Origin of the sequence: Pseudomonas putida (genome assembly GCF_050989985.1) — a bacterium.
Classification (GTDB): domain Bacteria; phylum Pseudomonadota; class Gammaproteobacteria; order Pseudomonadales; family Pseudomonadaceae; genus Aquipseudomonas; species Aquipseudomonas putida_AI.
Window position 1 is genome coordinate 1,045,603 of the sequence record NZ_CP158815.1, and the last position, 21,638, is coordinate 1,067,240.

16 protein-coding genes are annotated in these 21,638 nt (G+C 60.8%); 1 reads left to right on the forward strand and 15 read right to left on the reverse strand.

Translation table 11 applies throughout. The features are described 5' to 3' along the window. Positions 1-172: 172 nt before the first annotated feature. The 15 genes from ABTV29_RS04995 to yaaA form a co-directional block, all read right to left on the reverse strand. Complete coding sequence (locus ABTV29_RS04995; protein WP_433769086.1) at positions 173-997, reverse strand: SDR family oxidoreductase; 825 nt, start codon at positions 995-997, stop codon at positions 173-175. 64 nt (positions 998-1,061) lie between these two features. Then, positions 1,062-1,526 carry a multidrug transporter gene (locus ABTV29_RS05000; RefSeq protein WP_433769087.1) on the reverse strand — a complete coding sequence of 155 codons (465 nt, stop codon included), beginning with the start codon at positions 1,524-1,526 and terminating at the stop codon, positions 1,062-1,064. A gap of 285 nt (positions 1,527-1,811) precedes the next feature. Further along, complete coding sequence (locus tag ABTV29_RS05005; protein WP_433769088.1) at positions 1,812-3,263, reverse strand: mannose-1-phosphate guanylyltransferase/mannose-6-phosphate isomerase; 1,452 nt, start codon at positions 3,261-3,263, stop codon at positions 1,812-1,814. 155 nt (positions 3,264-3,418) lie between these two features. After that, positions 3,419-4,075 carry an alginate O-acetyltransferase AlgF gene (locus ABTV29_RS05010; RefSeq protein ID WP_433769089.1) on the reverse strand — a complete coding sequence of 219 codons (657 nt, stop codon included), beginning with the start codon at positions 4,073-4,075 and terminating at the stop codon, positions 3,419-3,421. Between the two features lie 17 nt (positions 4,076-4,092). Beyond that, positions 4,093-5,268: an alginate O-acetyltransferase gene (locus ABTV29_RS05015; protein WP_433769090.1), complete on the reverse strand. Its 1,176-nt coding sequence runs from the start codon at positions 5,266-5,268 to the stop codon at positions 4,093-4,095. 11 nt (positions 5,269-5,279) lie between these two features. Then, positions 5,280-6,845, reverse strand: coding sequence for an MBOAT family O-acyltransferase (locus ABTV29_RS05020; RefSeq protein ID WP_433769091.1), 1,566 nt, complete (start codon positions 6,843-6,845; stop codon positions 5,280-5,282). 215 nt (positions 6,846-7,060) lie between these two features. Further along, the gene (locus tag ABTV29_RS05025) at positions 7,061-8,173 is read right to left on the reverse strand and encodes a mannuronate-specific alginate lyase (protein ID WP_433769092.1); all 1,113 of its coding nucleotides are present in this window, start codon (positions 8,171-8,173) and stop codon (positions 7,061-7,063) included. A gap of 8 nt (positions 8,174-8,181) precedes the next feature. Then, on the reverse strand, positions 8,182-9,630 hold the full coding sequence (locus ABTV29_RS05030) for an alginate O-acetyltransferase (RefSeq protein WP_433769093.1): 1,449 nt from the start codon (positions 9,628-9,630) through the stop codon (positions 8,182-8,184). 10 nt (positions 9,631-9,640) lie between these two features. Next, a complete protein-coding gene (algG, locus tag ABTV29_RS05035; protein WP_433769094.1) occupies positions 9,641-11,224 on the reverse strand; it encodes a mannuronan 5-epimerase AlgG in 1,584 nt (527 codons plus the stop codon). 26 nt (positions 11,225-11,250) lie between these two features. Further along, positions 11,251-12,735 carry an alginate export family protein gene (locus tag ABTV29_RS05040; protein ID WP_433769095.1) on the reverse strand — a complete coding sequence of 495 codons (1,485 nt, stop codon included), beginning with the start codon at positions 12,733-12,735 and terminating at the stop codon, positions 11,251-11,253. Next, on the reverse strand, positions 12,732-14,243 hold the full coding sequence (algK, locus tag ABTV29_RS05045; RefSeq protein WP_433769096.1) for an alginate biosynthesis TPR repeat lipoprotein AlgK: 1,512 nt from the start codon (positions 14,241-14,243) through the stop codon (positions 12,732-12,734). Before algK ends, ABTV29_RS05040 begins: the two co-directional genes overlap by 4 nt. Before the next feature lie 15 nt (positions 14,244-14,258). Continuing rightward, on the reverse strand, positions 14,259-15,428 hold the full coding sequence (locus ABTV29_RS05050) for a PilZ domain-containing protein (RefSeq protein WP_433769097.1): 1,170 nt from the start codon (positions 15,426-15,428) through the stop codon (positions 14,259-14,261). Positions 15,429-15,463: 35 nt separating this feature from the next. Next, positions 15,464-16,945 (reverse strand): mannuronan synthase, encoded by a 1,482-nt coding sequence (gene alg8 / locus ABTV29_RS05055; protein WP_433769098.1) that lies wholly within the window; start codon positions 16,943-16,945, stop codon positions 15,464-15,466. Between the two features lie 153 nt (positions 16,946-17,098). Beyond that, a complete protein-coding gene (locus ABTV29_RS05060) occupies positions 17,099-18,415 on the reverse strand; it encodes a nucleotide sugar dehydrogenase (RefSeq protein ID WP_433769099.1) in 1,317 nt (438 codons plus the stop codon). 825 nt (positions 18,416-19,240) lie between these two features. Then, positions 19,241-20,020 (reverse strand): peroxide stress protein YaaA, encoded by a 780-nt coding sequence (gene yaaA, locus ABTV29_RS05065; RefSeq protein WP_433769100.1) that lies wholly within the window; start codon positions 20,018-20,020, stop codon positions 19,241-19,243. 265 nt (positions 20,021-20,285) lie between these two features. Between yaaA and ABTV29_RS05070 the strand changes: the two genes are divergently transcribed. Further along, the gene (locus tag ABTV29_RS05070; protein ID WP_433769101.1) at positions 20,286-21,410 is read left to right on the forward strand and encodes a polysaccharide deacetylase family protein; all 1,125 of its coding nucleotides are present in this window, start codon (positions 20,286-20,288) and stop codon (positions 21,408-21,410) included. Positions 21,411-21,638 lie beyond the last annotated feature (228 nt).

Here is a 21,638-nt window from a genome sequence, read left to right on the forward strand (position 1 = left end):
CCTGCTCGCGAAAAACCGAAGGGCGACGCGGGCTTGTCTGAAAGTCCGCGTTATCGTTGACGTCCATCGCGAGCAGGCTCGCTCCCACAGGGATCTTCGGTGTGGATGCTATTGCCGCCATCGCGCAGAAACTTGTGGGAGCGAGCTTGCTCGCGATGCAGACGACGCGGTACTAGAGCTGCCCACGCAACCCAAACCGCTTCATCAAGGTCGATTCCAGCAATCCCTTGGGCAGCAAGGTCGCCAGCAACGGCAGCGCCCGGCTGCCATTGCCCAGGCGAATCAGGCGCGGCGGCTTGCCCTGCTGCACGGCCTTGAGCAGTCCGGCGGCGAATTCACTGGCGGGTGTCGGGTTGTCCTGGGATGCCTTGGCCCGTGCACGAATGCCTTCACGCAGCGGGAACCATGGCGATTGCTCGCTGATCAGTTGCTCGGCTTCGTGACCGGCATTCTTGGCGAAGCTTGAGGCAATGGCGCCTGGCTGCACTTCCATGACCCGCACGCCAAAAGGTGCCAGTTCCATGCGCAAGGCGTCGCTCAACGCATGCACCGCGGCCTTGGAGGCGCAGTAGGCGCCAGCGAACGGTGTGACCAGCACCCCGGAGACGCTGCCGACGTTGACCACGATTCCTTTGGCCCGGCGCAACACCGGGAACAGGGCGCGGGTCACCCCCACGATGGCGAACACATTGGTTTCGAACTGGCGCTGCATCGCCTGCACGCCGCCATCGAGCAACGGCCCCATGGCGCCGTAGCCGGCATTGTTGATCAGCACGTCGAGGCCGCCGTGTTGCTGGTTGATGCGTTCGCTCAACTGCTCAAGCGCCTGGGCGTCGTTGACGTCCAGTTGCACGGCGGTGAAGCCGGCGGCGGCCAGCATCGCCACATCTTCAGGCTTGCGGGCACTGGCCCAGACTTTATAGCCGGCAACCTTGAACGCATCGGCCAGGGCGCGGCCGATGCCGCTGGAACAACCGGTAATCAACGCAACGGGCATGGCGCGGTCCTTGTGCAATCAGTTGGGGGGGAAAACTCTGAGGGGAAAGCTCAGACGGAGCAGTTCAGTCGGAGAAGCTACCCTGCAAACGCTCGGCGCGAAACTCCAGGGTTTCCGGGCGGTAGCCGGGGCGCAGGGGCGGCAGCGGCAAACAGTCTTCCCAGTTGTCGCCGGCCTGCAATTCGCCGGGGCCACGGTAGCGTGGGGCGGTGTATTGATTGTCGGCCAGGTTGACCGTGTCCCCCGGCGCATAGGCAGCCACCCGCCAGCGCAGTTCGGTCAGCGGCACATCGTTGCCATTGTTCATGGTGAATTTCAGCGGACGGTCGGCGGGGCACTGTTGCGGCGCGTAGCTGATGCGCAGTTCCAGGCGTTGCAGTTGCTTGAGTTCGCGGTGGTCCATCCAGATCACCCAGGTGGCGACAATACCCAGGCCGACGGCGGCCGCCAGGGAAACCGGCAGGGCCTTGGCCGGATAGCGCAGCAACAGGATCACCCAGGTGATGACCAGCAGGATGCCGATGAACATGACGCGCAGACCTCGGAGGGAGATGGGGCCATCGTACCTAAGCGTGGGTGGGATTGGCGATGGGCGAGATTTTTGTGGCGGATGTGAGGGCCTCATCGCGAGCAGGCTCGCTCCCACAGTGGTTCGGGGTGGAACACAAAATTTGTGACCAACGCAAAAACCTGTGGGAGCGAGCCTGCTCGCGATGGGGCCCTATCAGACAACGCAGAACAAAAAAGCCCCCGGCCAACCCGCTGCGGATGGGGAACGCAGCAGGCCGGCCAGGGGCTCAAGGTCTAGAGAGGTTTACTGCGCGATCGTCTTCACCGACACGCCACGCTCGATCGGGGTCGAACGACCGTAGATATCGTCATAGCGCTCGATATCGTCCTCGCCCAGGTAGCTGCCCGATTGCACTTCGATGATTTCCAGCGGGATCTTGCCCGGATTGCGCAGGCGGTGAACCGAGGCGATCGGGATGTAGGTCGACTGGTTTTCGGTCAGCAGGAACACGTTTTCATCGCAGGTCACCTCGGCGGTGCCGCTGACGACGATCCAGTGCTCGGCACGGTGGTGGTGCATCTGCAGCGACAGGCACGCGCCCGGTTTCACCGAGATGTGCTTGACCTGGAAGCGCCCGCCCATGTCCACCGAATCGTAGGAACCCCACGGACGATAGACTTCGCAGTGGTTCTGGGTTTCGCTGCGGCCCTGTTCGTTAAGGGTGTTGACCATCTGTTTCACGCCTTGGACCTTGTCCTTGTGCGCGATCATCATGGCGTCCTTGGTTTCCACGACCACGATGTTTTCCAGGCCGATCACCGACACCAGTTTGCCGTTGCCGTGGATCATGCAGTTGCGGCTGTCCTGGACCACCACATCGCCTTTGGTGACGTTGCCGTTGGCGTCTTTCTGATTGACTTCCCACAGCGACGACCAGCAGCCGACATCGCTCCAGCCCGCGGTCAGCGGCACCACGCAGGCGCGCTGAGTTTTTTCCATCACGGAGTAGTCGATGGAGTTGTCCGGGCAGCAGGCGAAGGTGGCTTCGTCGATGCTGACGCTGTCCGGGTCTTGCTGGCTGCGTTCCAGGGTCAGCAGGCAGGTGTCGTAGATGTCCGGATCGTGCTTTTTCAGCTCTTCCAGGAAGCGGCTGGCACGGAACAGGAACATGCCGCTGTTCCAGAAGTAGCCGCCGGACTGGACGAACTCGGTGGCACGTTTCACGTCAGGTTTTTCGACGAAGTGCGAGACACGGCTGACGCCTTCGGGCAGCAGCGAATCGTTGGTCGACTTGATGTAGCCGTAGCCGGTTTCCGGTTTGGTGGCCGGTACGCCGAACAGCACCATTTCGCCGTTTTCGGCGGCGACGGTGGCCAGGGCCAGGGCGCGTTGCAGGGCTTTCTGGTCGTCCAGCACGTGGTCGGCCGGCAGTACCAGCATCAGCTCGTCGCGGCCTTCATTGACCAGCATCATCGCGGTCAGCGCCACGGCCGGCGCGGTGTTGCGGCCAAACGGTTCCATCAGGATGCGCTGGGTTTCCAGTTTGCGGGCGGCCAGCTGCTCATTGACGATGAAGCGGTGGTCCTTGTTGCAGACCACGATCGGCGTGTCCATGCCTTCGAACACCAGGCGTTCCAGGGTTTGCTGGAACAGCGTGTGCTCACCGGTCAGGGCCAGGAACTGTTTCGGGAACTGCTTGCGCGAAAGCGGCCAGAGACGCGAACCGCTACCACCGGAGAGGATGACTGGAATCATGGTGTAACTCCTTGCAAATCGTTTGGTTAGAGCCCCTGTGGGAGCGAGCCTGCTCGCGAAAGCGGTGTATCAGTCGACATTGATGTTGAATGTCAGACTGTATTCGCGAGCAGGCTCGCTCCCACAAGGGGGACTGCATCAATTGGGGAATAGGGTTAGCGCGTCGATACCGGGCGTTTTACCCAGACCGGCGACAGGCTGCTGCCGCTGCCGGTGACGTACAGCACGGCGGCTTCACCGCGTTCCAGGGCGACGGGTTTCACGTCGCCGACTTTCGTTGCTCCATCGTATAGCGCCAGGCTGACTTTCACCGGGTTGATTTCACGTTCGCCACGGCCTTTGGCGGCTACGTTGGGGACCACGTCGGTCTTGCCGTCGGCGGTTTTCAGGGTCAGTGCCTTGTCGCTGAGGTTCTGCATGCGAACCAGGGATTTCTGTTTGTTCTTGAACGGCGGCTCTTCGATCAGTTGCGGCGCGCCGCTGGCGTTGTTGACCAGGGTGTAATAATGGTCACCGGCCAGCTTCACCGGCAGCGTCTGGCTGCCGACCTTGGCGCTGTAGTCGCCACCGGGCATGAAGCTGAAGTCGCTGCTGGACAACGGCGCGACGTCGCTCAGGTTGGTGCTGCCCACAGTGGCGCTGACTTCGGCGTTGCTGGCGTTGTAGATGCGCACGAAGGTCGAGCCTTTCGGTGCGGTCGGGCCGTACAGCGCCGCGTCGCCGCCGGCGAAGGCCTGCATCGAGAGCACACTCATACCAGCAACCAGTGCAAAGGTCTTGGCGAGACGACGAGGAGTAGTAGTGAAAGTCATGGTAGTACCTCTCTCTTTCAGTTTTGCGCCCGGTCGGGCGTCTCGGATTTGTTGTTAATGGCTACGTTTTGTTGGCGGGCGCCGGCTTGTTTGAGCTCTGCGACCCACTGCGGGTCGGCGTCACCGATTTCGTTGTTCACAGGCAGATATCGTTCAGGGAACTCCCAGATCAGCACCTGGGGCGGGCTGTTCTTGAAAGCGTCGCTTTTCAGGTAGCTGAGCATCGGCAAGATCGGGCCGTGGCCGTCTTCGGCGTAATTGACCACGTCGCTGCGCAGGGCTTGCTTGAGCGCGCCCACGAAATTCCAGTTGGGGTTGGCGCTGTAGCTGGTGCCGATCAGCGCTACCGGAACTTCGGTGTTGGCGAACAAGGCGTCGTCACCGGCAGGCTGATCGCCGGCGGCTACGGTGTTGCGCTTTTGCAGTGGCTCTTGCGCCGGCATCATGTTTTCGAACAGCGGGTCCAGCGGCAGGAACAGGCGCAGGTCGCCCTTGTGCGTGATCTTTTCCGCAGGCTCGGTGATGAAGTCTTGCGGTTCGCCGCTGAGCGGGAACTTGTCGGCAATGGTCTTGGCCAAGCGGTTGGCGGCGATTTCGGCGCCTTCCGGAGTCCAGTGGGTGTCGGTGCGCAGGAACACTTGCTTGCCTTCGTTTTTCGCGGCTTGCAGCGGGCCGAGCAGGTCAGGCGCCGGAATCCGGTCGGCGGCCAGGCGCTTGTGGAAGTCCTGGTAGAGGTTGGCGTGGATGCTCGCCGGTTTCACCTCGCCGAGGTGTTCCGGGTACAGGCGCACCTTGGCCGGCACCACGGCCATTACCAGTTGCACGCCTTTCTCTTTCAGGGTCTGGCGCACGCCTTCAACCAGCGCGTAGTTGCCTTGCAGGTTCAGCTCTTCGTTGACGACCGGGTGGAATTCTTCATCGCTGTACAACCATTGGTCGCGACCGAGCACCACGCCCGGACGACCTTCGTTGAACAGTTTGAAATCCAGCGCCGCCCAGAGGTTGGTGCCCAGGCGCTTGATCGGGAATTCGTCGTCGTAGTGCGTCTCCACCGCCTTGGTCCAGCGGCCGTTGAGCACCGTCGCGTCGGCGTTGGTGCTGAAACCCAGGAAGCTGCGAACCGACCACAGGCCAAGGGCCAACAGCGTCACCAGGAACAGGGCGATGTAGAAGATGCGTAATGAGCGGGTCATGGTCAGATCCCTCAGAACTGGAAGTAAAGGAACGGCGAGAAGCTTTGCGCCGAGAGTTTGAGAATCGAGGCGATGAACAGCAGCAGCACCAGGGCGCGCATCACGTAGCGCGACCAGTCGGCGGTCCAGTAGGCCGGTTGCACCTGGGCTTCGACGCCGACGGTGTAGCCAGGCTGGTGGATGCTCGCCGGGTTATCCCCAGGCACAGCCTTGATCGTTCCCGGTGTAGCGGCGGCCGGGCCGTCGGCATCGATGTTCACGGCAGGCTTGGTCTTGACCGGCGGCTGGTTGGTGTAGAAATCACGCAGGCCGAAGAACGCCAGGGTCACGTACGCCACGATCAGGGTCGCCACTTGCAGGCCGGTGAGGTTGGCCTGGTTGAGTTCCGATAGCGACCAGTCGCCGAAGCTGAACATCGCGCCGTACATGCGGCTGGCGACGTGTAGATTCTCGGCACGGAAGATCACCCAGCCCATCACCACCAGCAGGAAGGTCAGCGCCCAGCGGATCGGGTTGAAGCTGCGTGGCGTGGTGTTCAGGCCGATGGCTTTTTCAATCGCCAGCCACATGCCGTGCCACGCACCCCAGACGATGTAGGTGATGTTCGCGCCGTGCCACAGACCACCGAGCAGCATGGTCAGGAACAGGTTGCGATAGGTCATCAGCGTGCCTTTGCGGTTGCCGCCCAGGGTGATGTAGAGGTAGTCACGCAGCCAGGTCGACAGGCTGATGTGCCAGCGGCGCCAGAACTCGGTGATCGACTGGCTGACGTAGGGCTGCTTGAAGTTTTCCATGAAGCGGAAGCCCATCATCAGGCCCAGGCCGATCGCCATGTCGCTGTAGCCGGAGAAGTCGAAATACAACTGCGCGGTGTACGCCAGGGCGCCCAGCCAGGCATCGCCCGTGGTCGGGTTCTGCAGGGCGAAACAATGGTCGGCCACCACCGCGAGGGTGTCGGCGATGAAGACTTTCTTGATGAAACCCTGCATGAACCGCGTGCAGCCCTCGGAGAATTTATCGAGGGTGTGGGTGCGGTTGTTGAACTGATCGGCGAGGTCGCGGAAACGCAGCACGGGACCGGCGATCAGGTGCGGGAAGATCGCCACGAATGCCGCGAAGTCGATCAGGTTGCGGGTCGCCGGCGTGTCGCCACGGTAGACGTCGATGATGTAGCTGATGGACTCGAAGATGTAGAACGAGATCCCGATCGGCAACAGCACGTGGGTTAGGATGAACGGCTCAAGGCCCACTGAGGTCATCATGGCGTTGATGCTGTCGACACCGAAGTTGGCGTACTTGAAGTAGCCGAGGATGCACAGGTCGACGGCCACGCCGAGCAGCAGCCAGCGCTGCGCCGGTTTGGTCTTGACCCCGGCGGCACCGACTTTCAGGCCGATCCAGTAGTTCCACACGGTGACGGCGGCGAACAGCGCCAGGAAGTCCACACGCCACCAGGCGTAGAACACGTAGCTGGCGATCAGCAGCAGCAGGTTGCGATAGCGTTGCCCGCTCAGGTAGTACAAGCCGAGAAAGATCGGCAAGAACAAAAACAGGAATACGTTGGACGAAAAAACCATCCCGATCTCTCCTTGTTTAACCAACAGTCAAGGGCCAACGGCCCCCCCAAACCCCCCATCGAAAACCGGGGGGGATTACACAAAACTCCAACTCGACTAGCGCCTCCTGTGGGAGCGAGCCTGCTCGCGATGAGGGCCTGACAGTCGACATCGATGCTGGATGTCAGACCGCAATCGCGAGCAGGCTCGCTCCCACAGGGGGAACTTCTTCAGCCTCAGGAACCCTTGCCCTTTTCGTTTGCCGGGTCATAGACCTTGGTCAAATCACCCCCAAGGCGGAAGGTCTTGAACGGTTGCATCTTGTGCTTCTTCTGCAGCACATCCGCCGAGCAGGTGTAGAGCGTGCAGAACGGTTCGAGCCAGGCGAATTTCATGTCCTCCTTCAGGTCGGTCATGTCCTGTTCCTTGCCGTTCTTCTGCTCGAATTCATCCGGGTCTTTCACCCCCGCGAGCACGCGGTCACCCAGGCGCTTCAGCGCACCGTTGTTTTCCTGACGCAGATCCACGCCGTTGACCTGGGCGAAACTGGCGATCATCGCCAGCGGTGGCAGGGCGTAGTTGTGGTAGGCGAGGGCGCGTTGCTGGCGCTTGAGTTCGTTGGGCAGGTAACCGTCGGCGTCGACCTGGTTGGCGCCGACCTTGTATTCCTTCACCGCCCAGTCGAACAGGTCGCGACGGTTGGTGGCGATGGACGTTGCCATCACCGACCAGGCCGCCCAGTACGAGTGGTTGTTGGTCTTGTCCAGCGGCAGGTTGTCCCAGTCGCTCACCACCTGATCGGCCATTTTGCTGAACCAGGCCTCGATCAGCTGCGACTCCTGCTGATGGTTGGCCAGCGGATGGGAGTCGGAGAATTTCAGGCGAATGTACGAAGACGCCATGCTGCCCAGCGCCCATTTGCGCATGGACTTGCCAGTGTGGTTGAAGTCCCTGGACATGAGCGCGTCGGCCTTGGCCCAGGCGGTCAGCCAATTCAGGGTGCATTCCAGCTGCTCCGGGCGACCGTCACGCATGAACTGCATCACCCGCTTGCTGGTGCCGCGCTCGATCTTGGTGATGTCGGCGGTGCTGTCGCGGAAGGCTTTTTCCGATTGCACGTTCAGGGTCGCGCGGGCCTTGTCCGAGCCTTCGTACTTGCTGCGAAATTGCAGCGAGCCGGTGTAGGGCGTCGGCATGGCATCGCAGCCTTCGCTCTTGTCGCCGGTTTTGACTTTTTCGATTGGCGCGAAATAGCCCTGGGGCGGACGCAGCGGCGCGGCAGCCTGAGTCGCGTCGGCGAACATCGCCAGGCTCAGCAGCGTCAGTGTTGCAAGTGTCGGAGTTCGCATGGCAGACCTCATTGCCCGACCGAAGCAGTACGCTGCTCGGCGCCCGGGAATACGTTGCGTTTGCAGATTTTCGCTTCGACTTTCTGCGGCGCGGCACCGGCTTCAGGGCCCTGGACTTCGACGGCCAGCAGGTTCTGCGAAGCCCAGTCTTCGTCCGTGCGCAACTCGAAGGCGAAACGTCCGTCGGTTTCGGAGGTTTCCGGTTTTTCGATCTTGATGTCCTCGTGGCGCCCGTTCATGTACCAGAGGGTGGCTTGCAGGGTTTTCACCGAGGTATCGGCGAAGCGGATGTCGACCTGGTGATTGCTGTTACGCAGGTCGAGGTTTTTGCTGTTGACCATCAGTTCGTTCTTGCCCGGCTTCAAGGTGCTGCTGCCGGACATCTGTGCATCCTTGCCTTCGCAACCGTTGTCCAGCAGCGCCATCATCTGGCGGTAGATGGTTTCCTGGTCCAGGCGGTAGAGCGGCGAGAATTCCCAGATGAGAATCTTCGGCGGGTTCTTCTGGAACTCGTCGCTGCCCAGGTACTGCAGCATCGAACCTTCCAGGCCGCCGCCGGGGAACGCCACGTTGAGAATGTCGGCGCCGATGGCCTCTTCGAGGAAACCGGCGAAGTTGTAGTTCTTGCCACTGTGGGAGGTGCCCACGAGGGTGATCTGCGGGTTGCCGGAATCGCCGAACAGGTCGCCATCGCCCGCTTCGCCCTTGGGCTCGGTGGTGAATTGATCCATGTACTGGATCGCGTAGCTGGTGCCACAGAGTTGACCGGCCATGTTGTGCAATGTTCCGGTCTTGCCCATGCGACCCGACTTGTGGGTCTCGAATTCACGCTTGGGAATGTCGGCGAACTCAGGCAGTTGCTTGACCTTTTCTGCGACGATTTTTGCCGTGCGCTGGGCGCCGTATGGCGTCCAGTGCTGGTCGCCACGGAAGTAGAAATCGTGGGCCGGCAGGGTATCGGGCAGTTGTTCGTTGGTCAGCGGCGATAGGTCCGGCACCACGTAACCCATCTGCGCGAAGCGCCCGAGCATGGTCTTGTAGTTGCGCAGCGCCTTGTCGAAATCGAAGCTGGCTTTCTCGGCTGGATTCAACTTGTTGCGGTTCACCAGGCCACGCGTTGGTTGGTACACAACAACGAGCTCCACGCCTTTGCTCTTGAACGCATCGTGCAACTGCTTCATGCGTTTGTAGCCAGCGGGGGTGGTGTCGAATTCGGTGCGCAAGTCTTCCTGGGTACGGAACAGCCAGTCGCCCTGGGCCTGCACCAGCGTGGTGAAGTTCTGCTGGTAGCGGGTGGTGTAGTTCTTCGCATCGTGGGCGGCCGGGCACAGGCTGCAGCACGGTTCGGCGCTGAATTTCGGCGCTTGCACCTCATCGGCGCGCGCACCGGTGCTGGCGGCGAGAATGCCGGCGGTCAGGGCCGACAGGCTGAGTAATTTGATCAAGTGTGGGTGCATAAAATTATCCTCAGTCCCGCATTTCGGTCTGGCGTTCGACAGGGTCGATCAGCACGGCTTTCTGCTGGCGCACCAGCAGGTCGAGAATTTCATCCTGGCGCTCGCCGAGAATGCCGGTGAAGCTGATGCCGCTGGATTTGGTCGGCGCGAGCATGGACACGCGATACAGCTCGACGCTCAGGGGCGAGTCGATGGACAGCGGGCCACTGCCGTTGGCCGCCAGTTCGCCACCGACCACGATCAGCGACACCTGGGCGTCGAACGGGTCGAGCTTGATGTCACGGTCGGTATCGGTGAGGTCCTTGATGTGCCCGTAGACGCCGGTCAGGCCGTTGGCCATGGCGACGTTTTCGTACAGGCGAATGTTCACGCTGTTACGAATGCGGATGCCGTGGCGACGGTTGCTCAGCAGTTTGTTGCCCCACAACAGGTTGTCGGCACTCTCGTAGAGGGTGATGCCGTCGGTGTGGTTCTGGTAGACCTCGTTGTGGGCGATCAGGTTGTTGACGCTGTTTCGGTCGATCACGATGCCGGACAACTTGTTGTCGTAGCTGCGGTTGTTGAAGATGAAGCTGTCGTTGACCTCACGGGAAATAATGATCCCGTGCTTCTTCTTGGTCCCGTACACCGTGTTGTCGGCAATGATCAGACCGTGCGAGCGGTCATGGGGGTCGATGCCGTAGACGATGTTGTCCTTGTAGGTGTTGCCCTTGACCACGAAGTCGCGGGTTTCATAGCAGTAGAAGCCGTACCACATGTCCGAGAACTCGGAACCGACGATCCAGCCGGTCGGTTCCGGGCGCTTGAGGACCTTGGCCATGTTCGGCGTGTACTGGGAAATACTCACGCCGTAGGACTTACTGTTGGCGTAGCCGAAACTGGCGATCTTGCTGTCGGCGATGTAGGTCTCGGTACCACCCCAGGCCAGCAGGAACGGACGGAATTCCTTGGGCGAATTGAACGTCGCCGGGCCGTTGTCCTTTTCGCGCCAGCCGGTGATTTTGGTGTCGCGCACAAACAGCTGGCCGTCGTTGACCAGGAACGAGCCGGCCTCCTGGGACAGGCGCAGTTCCTGGGTCTGCTTGTCGATTTCCAGGATGCCATGGCGACCGACCACGATCGGCAACCGGGCCAGGTAAACCCCCGGCGCGGTTTCGATGACGTACTTGGGTTGCTTCTTCGCCAGGTCCTTGAGGTTCATGTAGCCGTCGTCGACGAAGATCGCCTGGGGGATGCCGTGCTGGCGCACCACCCATTCGGCCATCTTGTTGTCGCCGCCGATGAAGTCCTTCAGGGCGTCTTCCTGCATCATCCGACGCACGCTGATTTTGCCCGCCTTGCTGCGCACGACTTTCGCCGCGATGGCCTCGCTGGTGTAGCCCGAGAGGTCCGGCAGTTTCGGCGTGGCCAGTTCCAGCGGCGCGGTCGGCGCGCTGCTGACGGTGTAGGTCTTGGCTTGTTGCAGTCCTTTGGCCATGGTCGACGGCCTCGCAGGTTGAGGCGCTACCGGCTCCACACTGGCGAAGGTGGCCGCACTGGCCAGCAGCATTGCGCCGGCCAGCAAGCTGATCGAGCCGCGCTTGCAATTGTTCATGTCGGGCACTCCCTTCGCGGTTTGCATCAGAAGCGCCAGATCACGTCGATGAACGCACGGTGCATGTACGAATCGACTTGTTTGCCATAGGCGTCACCCGGCTTGAACACGCCGCCACGGAACCGCACCAGCGCCGAAGGCTCGTCGACCGCCTGGCTCAGCGAAGCCGGCAACAGGCCCTGCTTGAAGTACTTGGTGACCACCAGGTCCATTTCCTGACCCATGTCCTTTTCGCCATCGTTGAGCGGCAGCGAGGTGCTGGACAGCACGGCACCGGTGACGTCATCGGTGTTGTTCTGCACGGCGTTGATACCGTTGCTGCCCACCGGCTTGTTGCCGTCGACACGCCAGAACTTGTGGTAGATCAGGCTGGCGTCGTACTGGTCGTTGAGCATCCAGGAACCGAACAGCGTGGCGGTTTGCAGGTTGTTCATTTCGCCACGGAAGGCCTCGCCGAAACGGTGTACCCGCGAACGTGTACCGGTGAAGTTCGAGCGGTTGCTTTCCAGGCCGTTCTGTTCGTAATCGGCGCTGGCGCGGGCATAGGCCGCACCCACTTGCCATTGCGGATCGAGGCGCAGGCGCACGCCCAGGTCGGTGGCCCAGCCGTCGACATCGCCGCTGCGTTTGGCTTGTGCGGGTGCGGTGCCATCGGCGTTCAGCGGGTTGACCGTGTCGCGGTCGCCGCTCATGCCGGTGATGCTGCCCCAGTAATTGACCGTGTTGGTGTTGCGCCAGTTGTAGGCGTCGCTGTCGGCGGTAAGGCCGAGCCAGCTGATGTCGCCGTTCTGTTTCTTGTCCAGGGTGTCGGCAGGCTCACCCGGCGTCGGGTAGTCGAGCTTGCCGTCATCGTGGGTGTGATGGCCGCGAATGCCGACCCAGTTGCCCGGTGTCCACTGGTAGGCGGCATCGGCGTAGGCGTGCAGGCGATCCTTGTCCTGGGGCGACAATTCCTTCAGGTCAGTGCGGTACTCGCTGAAGCGTTCGGCGATACCGGCGTTGGCGCGCAACAGGGTGGTGTCGAAGGTCCAGTTCAGGGCTTCGATGTTGGTGTCGCGCCATTGGCCGTCGTCGTTGCGCAGGCGCTGGCGACCGAACTTGAGAATCTCGCCGGGGTAGGGCGTGAAGCCGCTGTAGCCGACCCAGAACTCGCGCATCGCCAGGTAGTTCTTCTTGGTCTGGCGATCATTGTTGTCGGTGTTCTCGGCACCATCGGACTGTTGCAGGGTGTCGGTCTCGATGATGTCGGTGGACGTCACCGCCTGGCCCATGGCGTAGGCGCTCCACGCGCCGCTTTCGCCATAGACCCACGGACGCAGGTCCAGGCCCACGCCATTGACGTCGCCACCACTGGCGGTGCCCAGGTCGCGGTCGTCTTCGGACTGGCCGGTGATTTTCACGTCCAGGCCGAAGTTCTTGGTTTCTTCGGTCATTGCCGCCAGTGTCGGGCAGGACCAGATCAGGGCGAATGTCAGGCCGATACCGGCCTTCATGAATGGATTCAACTTCATAGGGCTTCCTCGCCGTCTTCTTGCAGGGCCTGCAGTTGTGGCGTGTTCTGGCTCAAGGCACCGCGAACGGACTGTTCCTGTTTCAACAGGCGTTGGGCTTCGGCCATTTGCGCAGGCGGCAGTTGGGCTTCGAGTGTTTGTGCAAGCTCGGTGGCTTGCGGGGTGTTCTGGGCTTTGGCGAGCTGGCTGAACACGTAGGCGTTAAGCGGGTCGGGCTTGGTGCCCTTGCCTTGGGAAAACAGTTGGGCAATGGCGAAGTCGGCGCTGTTCTGGCCGTTGCGCGCAGCGGTCAGCAGATGGTCGAGGGCCTTCTGCGGATAGACCTTGCCCAGGTAGCCACGGCGATAAATCTGGCCGAGGTAGTAGTCGGCGGCGACTTCGCGGCCGACGGCTTTCTGGAAGTGTTCTTCGGCGACCTTGGCATCGGCCGGAACCATCTTGCCTTCGTAGTACAGCTTGCCCAGCAACAGTTCGGCGCGGGGCTGGTCGGCGGCGCGGCCGTTGTCCAGGTACTTCATCATCTGATCGACATCACCCAGTTCGGGGAAGTCGTAGATCAGTTGCGCGAGGGTGACCCACGACGCCGGGTAGCCGGGAGCGATAGGTTCGAGCAGCGACTGCGCGGTTTTTTCGTCGGTCTGGCCCAGGGTCGCATCGGCGAGCACGCGAGCCACGCTGTCCACCCGCTGGGCGGAGACGGTGCCGCGACTGTGCGCTGCCTGCAGCTGCTTGATCAGCTCGGCCTGTTGCTCTGGCTGGGCTTTTTTCTGATAGACCGTGGCCAGTTCGACGTAGCAAATGTCGGTGGTGTTGAGCGCGGCCTTGCAGATTTTTTCCACGTCATCCAGATGCTGGTCGTAGGTGCCCTGGGTGCGATACAGCAGCACTTGCGCCAGGCCCGCTTCCGGCTTGCCTTCGGCGCGCCATTGGCTGATTTGCTTCTGCGCGTCGACGTTGGGGAAGCTGTGCGGGTATTGCAGGTACAGCATCGCCAAGGGGATCAGGGTGTTGCCTTCGCCAGCGGCGGAAGCCTTTTTCAACAAGCCTTCGGCCTCGTGATGTTCGGCTTCGGTGGCGCCGGGCTTGGCCACCAGCAAACGACCGAGACGCGCCTGGGCACGCGGCGAAACACTGGCCGCGGCACGGTAGGTGGCCTCGGCCTGTTTCATCTGTGCCGGGTCGCGGCTGTCGACCTGGATATCGGCCAGGCCGACCTGGGCTTCGCTGTAACCCAGGTCCGCCAGCTGCTGATAGTTCGCCGCGGCGGTGGCGGTGTCGCCACGCTTGAGGGCTTCGTTGGCCAGGCGCTGGTCGGGCAGGCCGGCGCAACCGGCGAGGCTGACCGCCAACGCCACTGCACACAGAGATCCCATGTAGGAGTGAGCCTGCTCGCGATGCAGGCGACTCGGTGCATCAGACAAACCGCGCTGATCCCATCGCGACGGTTCGACGATTCGACAGGCTCGCTCCCACAGGGATTGCGGTGTGTTGAGGATAGGAGTCTTCACAGGCATGTCCTCCGGTTACAGACCAGCTGCCATGGCTTTGTCGATCAGCCAGCTCAGGTTCGGGCCGCGGTCGCTGTTCACTTCCACCGGACGGCCGGCAAGGGTGCTGTCCAGGGCTTCGTCAGGCTGGATCAGGACGCGGATGTCGGAGGACAGGTCGGCGCTTTTCAGGCTGGTGCTGCTGACGATCTTGCCGGTGCGGGTCTTGTCTTCACCGGCGATCTGGAAGCGCACGGCGGTGCCTGGCAGCACGTCGCCGAACTGACGGTAGGAGAAGCGCGCCTCGACATTGGCTTCGGTGTTGCGCGGTACCAGCTGGAAGATCACGTCGCCCTTGCTGGCGTACTGACCGTTGGCGACCAGTTGCTGGCCCACGGTGCAATCGCACGGCGAAGTCAGGGTGCCGGTCATTTGCTTGCCGAACAGTTCTTCAACCTTGGCCGGGGCCAATTGATTGTCATCCAGGTGGCCCTTGAGCACGTCCAGCATGCTGGTGCTGAAGGTCGCCAGCGGTGCGCCCTTGGCGGCGACGCCGTCGGCTTTCACCAGGCTCTGGACGGTGCCATCGCGAGGCATGGTGATGTTCACGCCTGCCACGCTGACCAGACCGGCCTGGGCATGGCTGACGAAGTACATGCCGTACACCGATTTGAAAATGAAACCGAACGCCGCCAGGCCGACGACGAAGACCCCCAGGCTGAAGGTCACGGCTTTCAGGCGCCCGAATGCGCTCATGCCATGGCCGCCGTCCTTCATCTTGCGCGCCTTGGTGAAGTTGTCGCGCTGCAGGGTCGCCAGCACCTCGCCGATGCTGACGATGTCGCCGGCCAGGTGCGAAGTGATCAGGTGACGCAGGGTCGAGATGTCTTGCGGTTCCAGGTTCTGGAACTGGCAACCGGTACGACCGGTCTGGCGATCGTAGGAGCGCACCTGCAGTTCGACGTCCATGGCCAGGCCGAGGTTATCGATGACGAATTGCAGACGGGCCTTGTACTTGTCGCCGATGTTCAGTGGCAGCTGCCCGGCATTGAAGGCCAGGCCACCGGCGGAGAGATCGAGCACGCGTGCTTCGACTGGCGTACGGTCCGGGCCGAAGAAGCGCAGCTTGGCCGGGATTTTGACCCGGGCGTGTTGGCGCTGGGCTTCGGATTCGTGCACTACGTTGGCGTTGACGGCGGTATTCATAGGGGCGTTTTCCTAGTTAATTCAGGCGAGTCCGGTCAGACCATCATCAGCAGCACGGCGACGAAAATGCTGCCGGCGGAGAAGGTCATGGTCCGAGACGACCAGGTGTTGAACCAACGTTGAAAGCTGGCGAGATCACGGGACAGAGAAGTGGGTTGGCGAGTCCAGGACTGTTGGTCGAGGCGGAAGAACACGTAGATCTTCACCAGTGCGCCGACGATCTGGTTGTAATAAAGAATCGCCGGGTAGGCCGGGCCGATCCGGTGGCCGGAGCAGGACAGCAACAGCGTCAGGATCAGGCGGGTGATGCCGATCCACAGCAGGTACACCAGGATGAACGCGGTGCCGTACTTGAAGCTGGCGATCAGCGCCACGGTCAGGCCCAGCAGGGAAGTCCACATCGACACGCGCTGATCGAACAGCACTACCGAAGTGAACGCACCGAGGCGCTTGATCCCCAGGCCCAGGGCGCGGGAGTTCTGGCGCAGGTTGTTGCCGTACCAGCGGAACATCAGCTTGCGACTGGCCTTGATGAAGCTCTTTTCCGGTGGATGCTCGACGGTGTTGATCGCTGCATCGGGCACGTAGAAGGTGTCGTAGCCCAGGCGCATCAGGCTGAACCAGCTGGACTTGTCGTCGCCGGTGAGGAACTTGAAACGACCCAGGCGCCAGTGTTGCAGGGAGTCGCTTTCCACGTCGGCGATGAATTCGGGGTTGGTGACCACGGTGGCACGGAACACCGACATCCGCCCGGTCATGGTCAACACGCGCTTGGACAGGGCCATCGAGCACATGTTGATGTGACGCTGGGCGAAACGCAGCTTGTGCCATTCGCTCATGATGTAGCCGCCGCGCACTTCACAGAATTCGTTGGTGGTCAGGCCGCCGACATTGCCGAACAGCTGGAACCACGGCACGGTCTTGCGCACCACGCCTTCGCCGAGCACGGTGTCGCCATCGATCACCGCAACCACGGCGCGGTCGTCCGGCAAGTGGCGGGAAATGGCGCGGAAACCGTAGGCCAGGCCATCGCGCTTGCCGGTGCCGGGAATGCGCACGAAGTCGAGCTTGACCCGGGCCGGCGGGTTCATCCGCTTCCACAGGCTCTTGACCAGCAGCTCATCGGACATTTCCACGATGGAGCAGACCACGGTGGTGGGCAGTTCGCAGTCGATGGCCTCGCGAATCACCGAGCTGTAGACCTGCGCGGTGGTCAGCGCATCGATGCGGAAACTGGTGACCATCAGGAATACGTGGGACGGGTCCGCCGCCTTGCCAAGCTTGCGCACCTTGCGCCGCAGGTGCGGGTAGACCACGTACAGAAACAGCATGCCGCGCACAAAGTGCGTGGCCCCCATCGAGTAGCGCCAGATGCCGACGATACCGATCAGGAAAATGAAGTCCTTCGACTCGGGGTCGAATGTGGACACGGGCAACGCTACGGCGAGGCCCATCAGCAAACTTAGATAAAACAGCCAACCGGCGGCCTGGAGTAGGCCGTGCTTTAGCCTGAGCATAATCTGATCCGTCTTGATCTCGGGTTAAGGCAGGCGAACAAACCTGTAGGAGCGAGCATGCTCGCGATGGTCGCCAACGATGACGCTGGGTACCTGATACCCAGCGGTGTTTTCAGGTGCATCGCGAGCAAGCTCGCTCCTACAGTGGGGGCCTTACCAGCAGATGCCTTCGGTGCGGGTCACGGTGTCGGTGGCCTTGGGCATGAAGCCCACCAGGTCGATCACTTGCTTGCCGTGCGGGACGTCCTGCACCAGGGCGCGGAACTTCTCGTCGCGGTTGCCCAGGATGATCACGTCGGAGTTGTTGATCACGGCGTCGAAGTCGGAGTTGAGCAAGGAGGAAACGTGAGGGATCTTCGACACGATGTAGTCTTTGTTCGCGCCGTGGACACGGGCGTATTCGACGTTGCTGTCGTAGATGCTCAGGTCGTAGCCCTTGCCGATCAGCATTTCCGCCAGGTCCACCAGCGGGCTTTCACGCAGGTCGTCGGTGCCGGCCTTGAAGCTCAGGCCCAGCAAGGCGACTTTGCGCTTGTCGTGGCTCTGGACGATGTCGAAGGCGTTCTGCACCTGGGATTCGTTACTGCGCATCAGCGAGTTGAGCAGCGGTGCTTGCACGTCCAGGGAACCGGCGCGGTAGGTCAGGGCACGCACATCCTTTGGCAGGCAGGAACCGCCGAAGGCGAAGCCCGGGCGCATGTAGTACTGGGACAGGTTCAGGGTCTTGTCCTGGCAGACCACGTCCATCACTTCACGGCCATCGACGCCGACAGCCTTGGCGATGTTGCCGATCTCGTTGGCGAAGGTCACCTTGGCGGCGTGCCACACGTTGCAGGTGTACTTGATCATCTCGGCGACGGCGATGTCCTTGCGGATGATCGGGGCGTCGAGCTCTTCGTACAGCGATTGCAGAACGTCACCGGAGGCTTTGTCGAACTCACCGATCACGGTCATCGGCGGCTGGTCGTAGTCGGCGATGGCGGTACTTTCGCGCAGGAACTCTGGGTTCACGGCCACACCGAAATCGACACCGGCTTTCTTGCCGGAGCAGTCTTCGAGAATCGGGATGACCACGTTGGCTACGGTGCCCGGCAATACCGTGCTGCGCACGACGATGGTGTGGCGGGTGGTCTTGTCGCGCAGGACAAAGCCGATTTCGCGGCACACGGCTTCGATGTAGTTCAGTTCCAGGTCGCCGTTCTTCTTGCTCGGCGTGCCGACGCAGATCATCGACAAGTCAGTGTCGCGGATCGCTTCGGCGAAGTTTGTGGTGCCACGCAGGCGACCGGTCTGGATACCTTGTGCCAGAAGTTCGCCCAGGCCCGGTTCAACGATTGGCGATTTGCCTGCGTTGATCATATCGATCTTGTCTTTGGCAACATCGACGCCAACGACGTCATGACCCCGTGCAGACAGGCAACCGGCACATACAGCGCCCACGTAACCCAAACCAAATATGCTGATGCGCATCGCAATTACCTCTCTATTATCAAGCCTGTAATAACATCAGGCCATTAGATGGCCATAGTTCATGGTGTTCAGCGTTTAAGTGCACTCGAAAGTGCAACGAGCAGGCGCAACAATGCCGTGTGCTGGCATATAAGTTACGAGTGTCTAAATAAGTGCACTCAAGGTGTGCGTAACCGGGACTTATTGTTATGAGTTGCCCTGTAATGCAGCCTGTCTTCTGGTCAGAAGTTATTCGTGCAATGGTTCTGTACGCTCGATCTCAGGCTAAAGGCCAGTAATATCAAGCGGTTGGGTGCTCGGGTGAGCACGTTATAGGGGCGCTGCCGTGGCCCGATAGGGGATAGTCGTCATCGTTTATCTCCTGTCCATCTTGTGTTGCCCAAATCAGGGATTAGTCTGCGCAAGTTGCTGTGACAACCTCGCTACATGGATCTCTGTTCTGCGTAAGTTATCTCGTACAACCTCTGTGAGAATCGTTACCGGTGGTATGAGCGGTGCATTCGGACATAGTTCCGATCCGCTCATCACGAAATCTGAAATTTCTTGAAATATTGAGAAAGATGGCACTGCTTTCAAATTGATAGCACTTGCCGTTTCGCCCTTTATATATAGGCGGATTATCAGAGGGGATAGTTTTTTGCCACTACCGATAAAAATTTTCCGTGCCACTACTGAAAAAAATGATCGAAGTCGAATGAAACTAAAGTTAAAAATTTGACTGGTAAGTTTTTGGCGCCATAAAAATGGCGAATTTGGCGGGGGATATAGGGTGGATCAGCAGAGCGGCGCAGGTCGGATTTTCCGCTCCTGCGCCGGCCGCCAGGGTTACTCGGGCGCGTGATCGCGCAGGAAAACCAGGTTGTCCGGTTTCGATTGCTCGGCGCAGAAACGATAGCCCTGGACGTCGAACTGTTTAAGGGTGTCGGGATTGTTGATGCGTTCTTCAATGACGAAGCGGCTCATCAGGCCCCGGGCCTTTTTCGCGTAGAAGCTGATGATTTTGTACTGGCCGTTTTTCAGGTCCTTGAATTCGGTATTGATGATGCGCGCGTTCAGGGCGTTGCGCTTGACCGCCGAGAAGTACTCGTTGGAGGCCAGGTTCAGCAGCACATCGTCACCTTGGTCGGCCAGGGCCTCGTTCAGCCACTCGCTGATGCGCGTTCCCCAGAAGGCATACAGGTCCTTGCCACGGGCGTTGGCCAGTTTGGTGCCCATTTCCAGGCGGTACGGCTGCATCAGGTCCAGCGGACGCAGCAGGCCATACAGGCCGGAGAGCATGCGCAAATGTTGCTGCGCGTAATCGAAATCGGCTTCGCTGAAGGTTTGTGCATTCAGGCCGGTGTACACATCACCCTTGAACGCCAGCAATGCCTGCTTGGCGTTTTCCGGGGTGAAGGCCGGGGTCCAGCTGCCGAAGCGCGCGGCGTTCAGCCCGCCGATCTTGTCGGAGACGTGCATCAACTCGCTGATCTGCGCGGGCGTCAGGTCGCGCAATTGCAGGATCAGCTCCTGGGAATGGTCGAGGTACTGCGGCTGGGTAAAGCGCTGGGTCGCCGGCGGTGTTTCGTAATCGAGGGTCTTGGCGGGTGAAATCACCATCAGCATGAAGTCGTCTCCTTTAATCGTGGGGGCGATTCTAGGGGGTTGACGATGTTGACTCCAGCTATCGGTGCGATAGGTGATCGGTGGCTACCCAAAATCCCCTGTGGGAGCGAGCTTGCTCGCGATAGCGGTGTATCAGCCGACATCATTATCGACTGGCGGACCGCCATCGCGAGCAGGCTCGCTCCCACAGGGGATCAGTGTTGCTGCAGACGTCGGGGGTGGATCAGCTATAGTGCCGCCCGGGTTTTGTTATGGAGACATCCCATTGCGTATCGTTTTTCTACTCACGGCCTGGCTGCTGAGCCTGGGTGCCATGGCGGCGCCGAGCGATGTGGCGACACTTGATCGCAGCACCTGGCCGGAAAAACTCGGTAACCCGACATTGTTCGACGTGGCATCGCGCGCCGAAATCCTCATGTTCGCCCGGGTATTGCTGGCCAGCGAAGCCCTGGATGAGCCGGCACTGGCCCAGCGCCTGGGCCTGCGCACGGTCAATATGGCGTCGGTCAACCGCGTTCGCGCCCGTATGTGGCAACGCTTGCTGGGCAGCTTCAATTTCGCCCAGCAGAGCTGCGACCAGGATGCGTCCTTCTGTTTCCTGGTGGAGGACTTGCCGACCCTGCGCGAGCAGGCCGGGAAGTTCCAGATCGGTGAAGAGAGCTACTACATCAAATGGGCCGAACCGAGCCGATTGTTCCATGCCCAGTACCTGGACGAGCAGTTGCGCAAGGCGGCGCTGTTTCCGCAAACCAGCAGCGAAGTCGATCAATTTGGCGACTACGAACGCAATGGCGATGCCATGCATGACCGGCTGTTCCTGCTGACCTTCGACAGCGCCGCGAATGCCGCGCCGGACAATACCGACTGGGTGGCCGAGTACCTGCGCAAGGCGAACATGAGCGGCACTTTCTTCGTCCTCGGCAAGGACATCCAGGCGCGTCTGGCGCAGGGTTCGGTCGCCAACCTGCAAGCCGCGTTTTCAACCCAGTGCGTCGGGGTGCAAGGCTGGGAGTTTCGTTCCCACAGCCATTGGCAGGACTGGCAGGACTCGGTGCGCCGCAGCGTCGAACTGGTCAAGGGCAAACTGCCGGAAAACTATGTGCCGCTGTTCCGCCCGCCCGATGGCCAGCGACGCTCGAACGCCGAGCCATTCTTCAAGTCCCAGGGCTTGCAGGTAGCGTTGTGGGATATCGATGCGCAGGACGGCGCGGGCAAACTCAAGGCCCCCCAGAGCGCGCAGCGGGTGCTGACCCTGATGCTGCTGTGGCGTCATGGCGTGATCAATTTCAATGCGAAGCAAGATGGGGTGAAAACCGCGTTGCCCTGGCTGCTGACACAAACCTCGCAAAGCGGCATCGGCTGGGAAGACTGCCAGAGCGGGTTTCAATAATAGAGGGGGCGAGTTGCGCGGAAAAACAGGGAAAGCCCGTAAACATTGGGCAAGAGGCGATTTTTGGAGAGATTTTGCAGCAGGTTGACTTCCGACTGTAAACGGATGATGGCAGTCCGCCAAGGGCTTTTCGTCACTCTGAAAAATAAACTTCAAAAAAGCGTCAAAGTGCTTTTTTCTGTCATGTGTTTTGGAGTATTACGAAGACAGACCGCCGAAACCTGCAAC

What these genes read in the sequence shown, in the direction of transcription:
- ABTV29_RS04995 (WP_433769086.1), bottom strand. Translation starts at nt 997, where the DNA reads ATGCCCGTTGCGTTGATTACCGGTTGTTCCAGCGGCATCGGCCGCGCC.
- ABTV29_RS05000 (WP_433769087.1), bottom strand. Translation starts at nt 1,526, where the DNA reads ATGTTCATCGGCATCCTGCTGGTCATCACCTGGGTGATCCTGTTGCTG.
- ABTV29_RS05005 (WP_433769088.1), bottom strand. Translation starts at nt 3,263, where the DNA reads ATGATTCCAGTCATCCTCTCCGGTGGTAGCGGTTCGCGTCTCTGGCCG.
- ABTV29_RS05010 (WP_433769089.1), bottom strand. Translation starts at nt 4,075, where the DNA reads ATGACTTTCACTACTACTCCTCGTCGTCTCGCCAAGACCTTTGCACTG.
- ABTV29_RS05015 (WP_433769090.1), bottom strand. Translation starts at nt 5,268, where the DNA reads ATGACCCGCTCATTACGCATCTTCTACATCGCCCTGTTCCTGGTGACG.
- ABTV29_RS05020 (WP_433769091.1), bottom strand. Translation starts at nt 6,845, where the DNA reads ATGGTTTTTTCGTCCAACGTATTCCTGTTTTTGTTCTTGCCGATCTTT.
- ABTV29_RS05025 (WP_433769092.1), bottom strand. Translation starts at nt 8,173, where the DNA reads ATGCGAACTCCGACACTTGCAACACTGACGCTGCTGAGCCTGGCGATG.
- ABTV29_RS05030 (WP_433769093.1), bottom strand. Translation starts at nt 9,630, where the DNA reads ATGCACCCACACTTGATCAAATTACTCAGCCTGTCGGCCCTGACCGCC.
- algG (WP_433769094.1), bottom strand. Translation starts at nt 11,224, where the DNA reads ATGAACAATTGCAAGCGCGGCTCGATCAGCTTGCTGGCCGGCGCAATG.
- ABTV29_RS05040 (WP_433769095.1), bottom strand. Translation starts at nt 12,735, where the DNA reads ATGAAGTTGAATCCATTCATGAAGGCCGGTATCGGCCTGACATTCGCC.
- ABTV29_RS05050 (WP_433769097.1), bottom strand. Translation starts at nt 15,428, where the DNA reads ATGAATACCGCCGTCAACGCCAACGTAGTGCACGAATCCGAAGCCCAG.
- alg8 (WP_433769098.1), bottom strand. Translation starts at nt 16,945, where the DNA reads ATGCTCAGGCTAAAGCACGGCCTACTCCAGGCCGCCGGTTGGCTGTTT.
- ABTV29_RS05060 (WP_433769099.1), bottom strand. Translation starts at nt 18,415, where the DNA reads ATGCGCATCAGCATATTTGGTTTGGGTTACGTGGGCGCTGTATGTGCC.
- yaaA (WP_433769100.1), bottom strand. Translation starts at nt 20,020, where the DNA reads ATGCTGATGGTGATTTCACCCGCCAAGACCCTCGATTACGAAACACCG.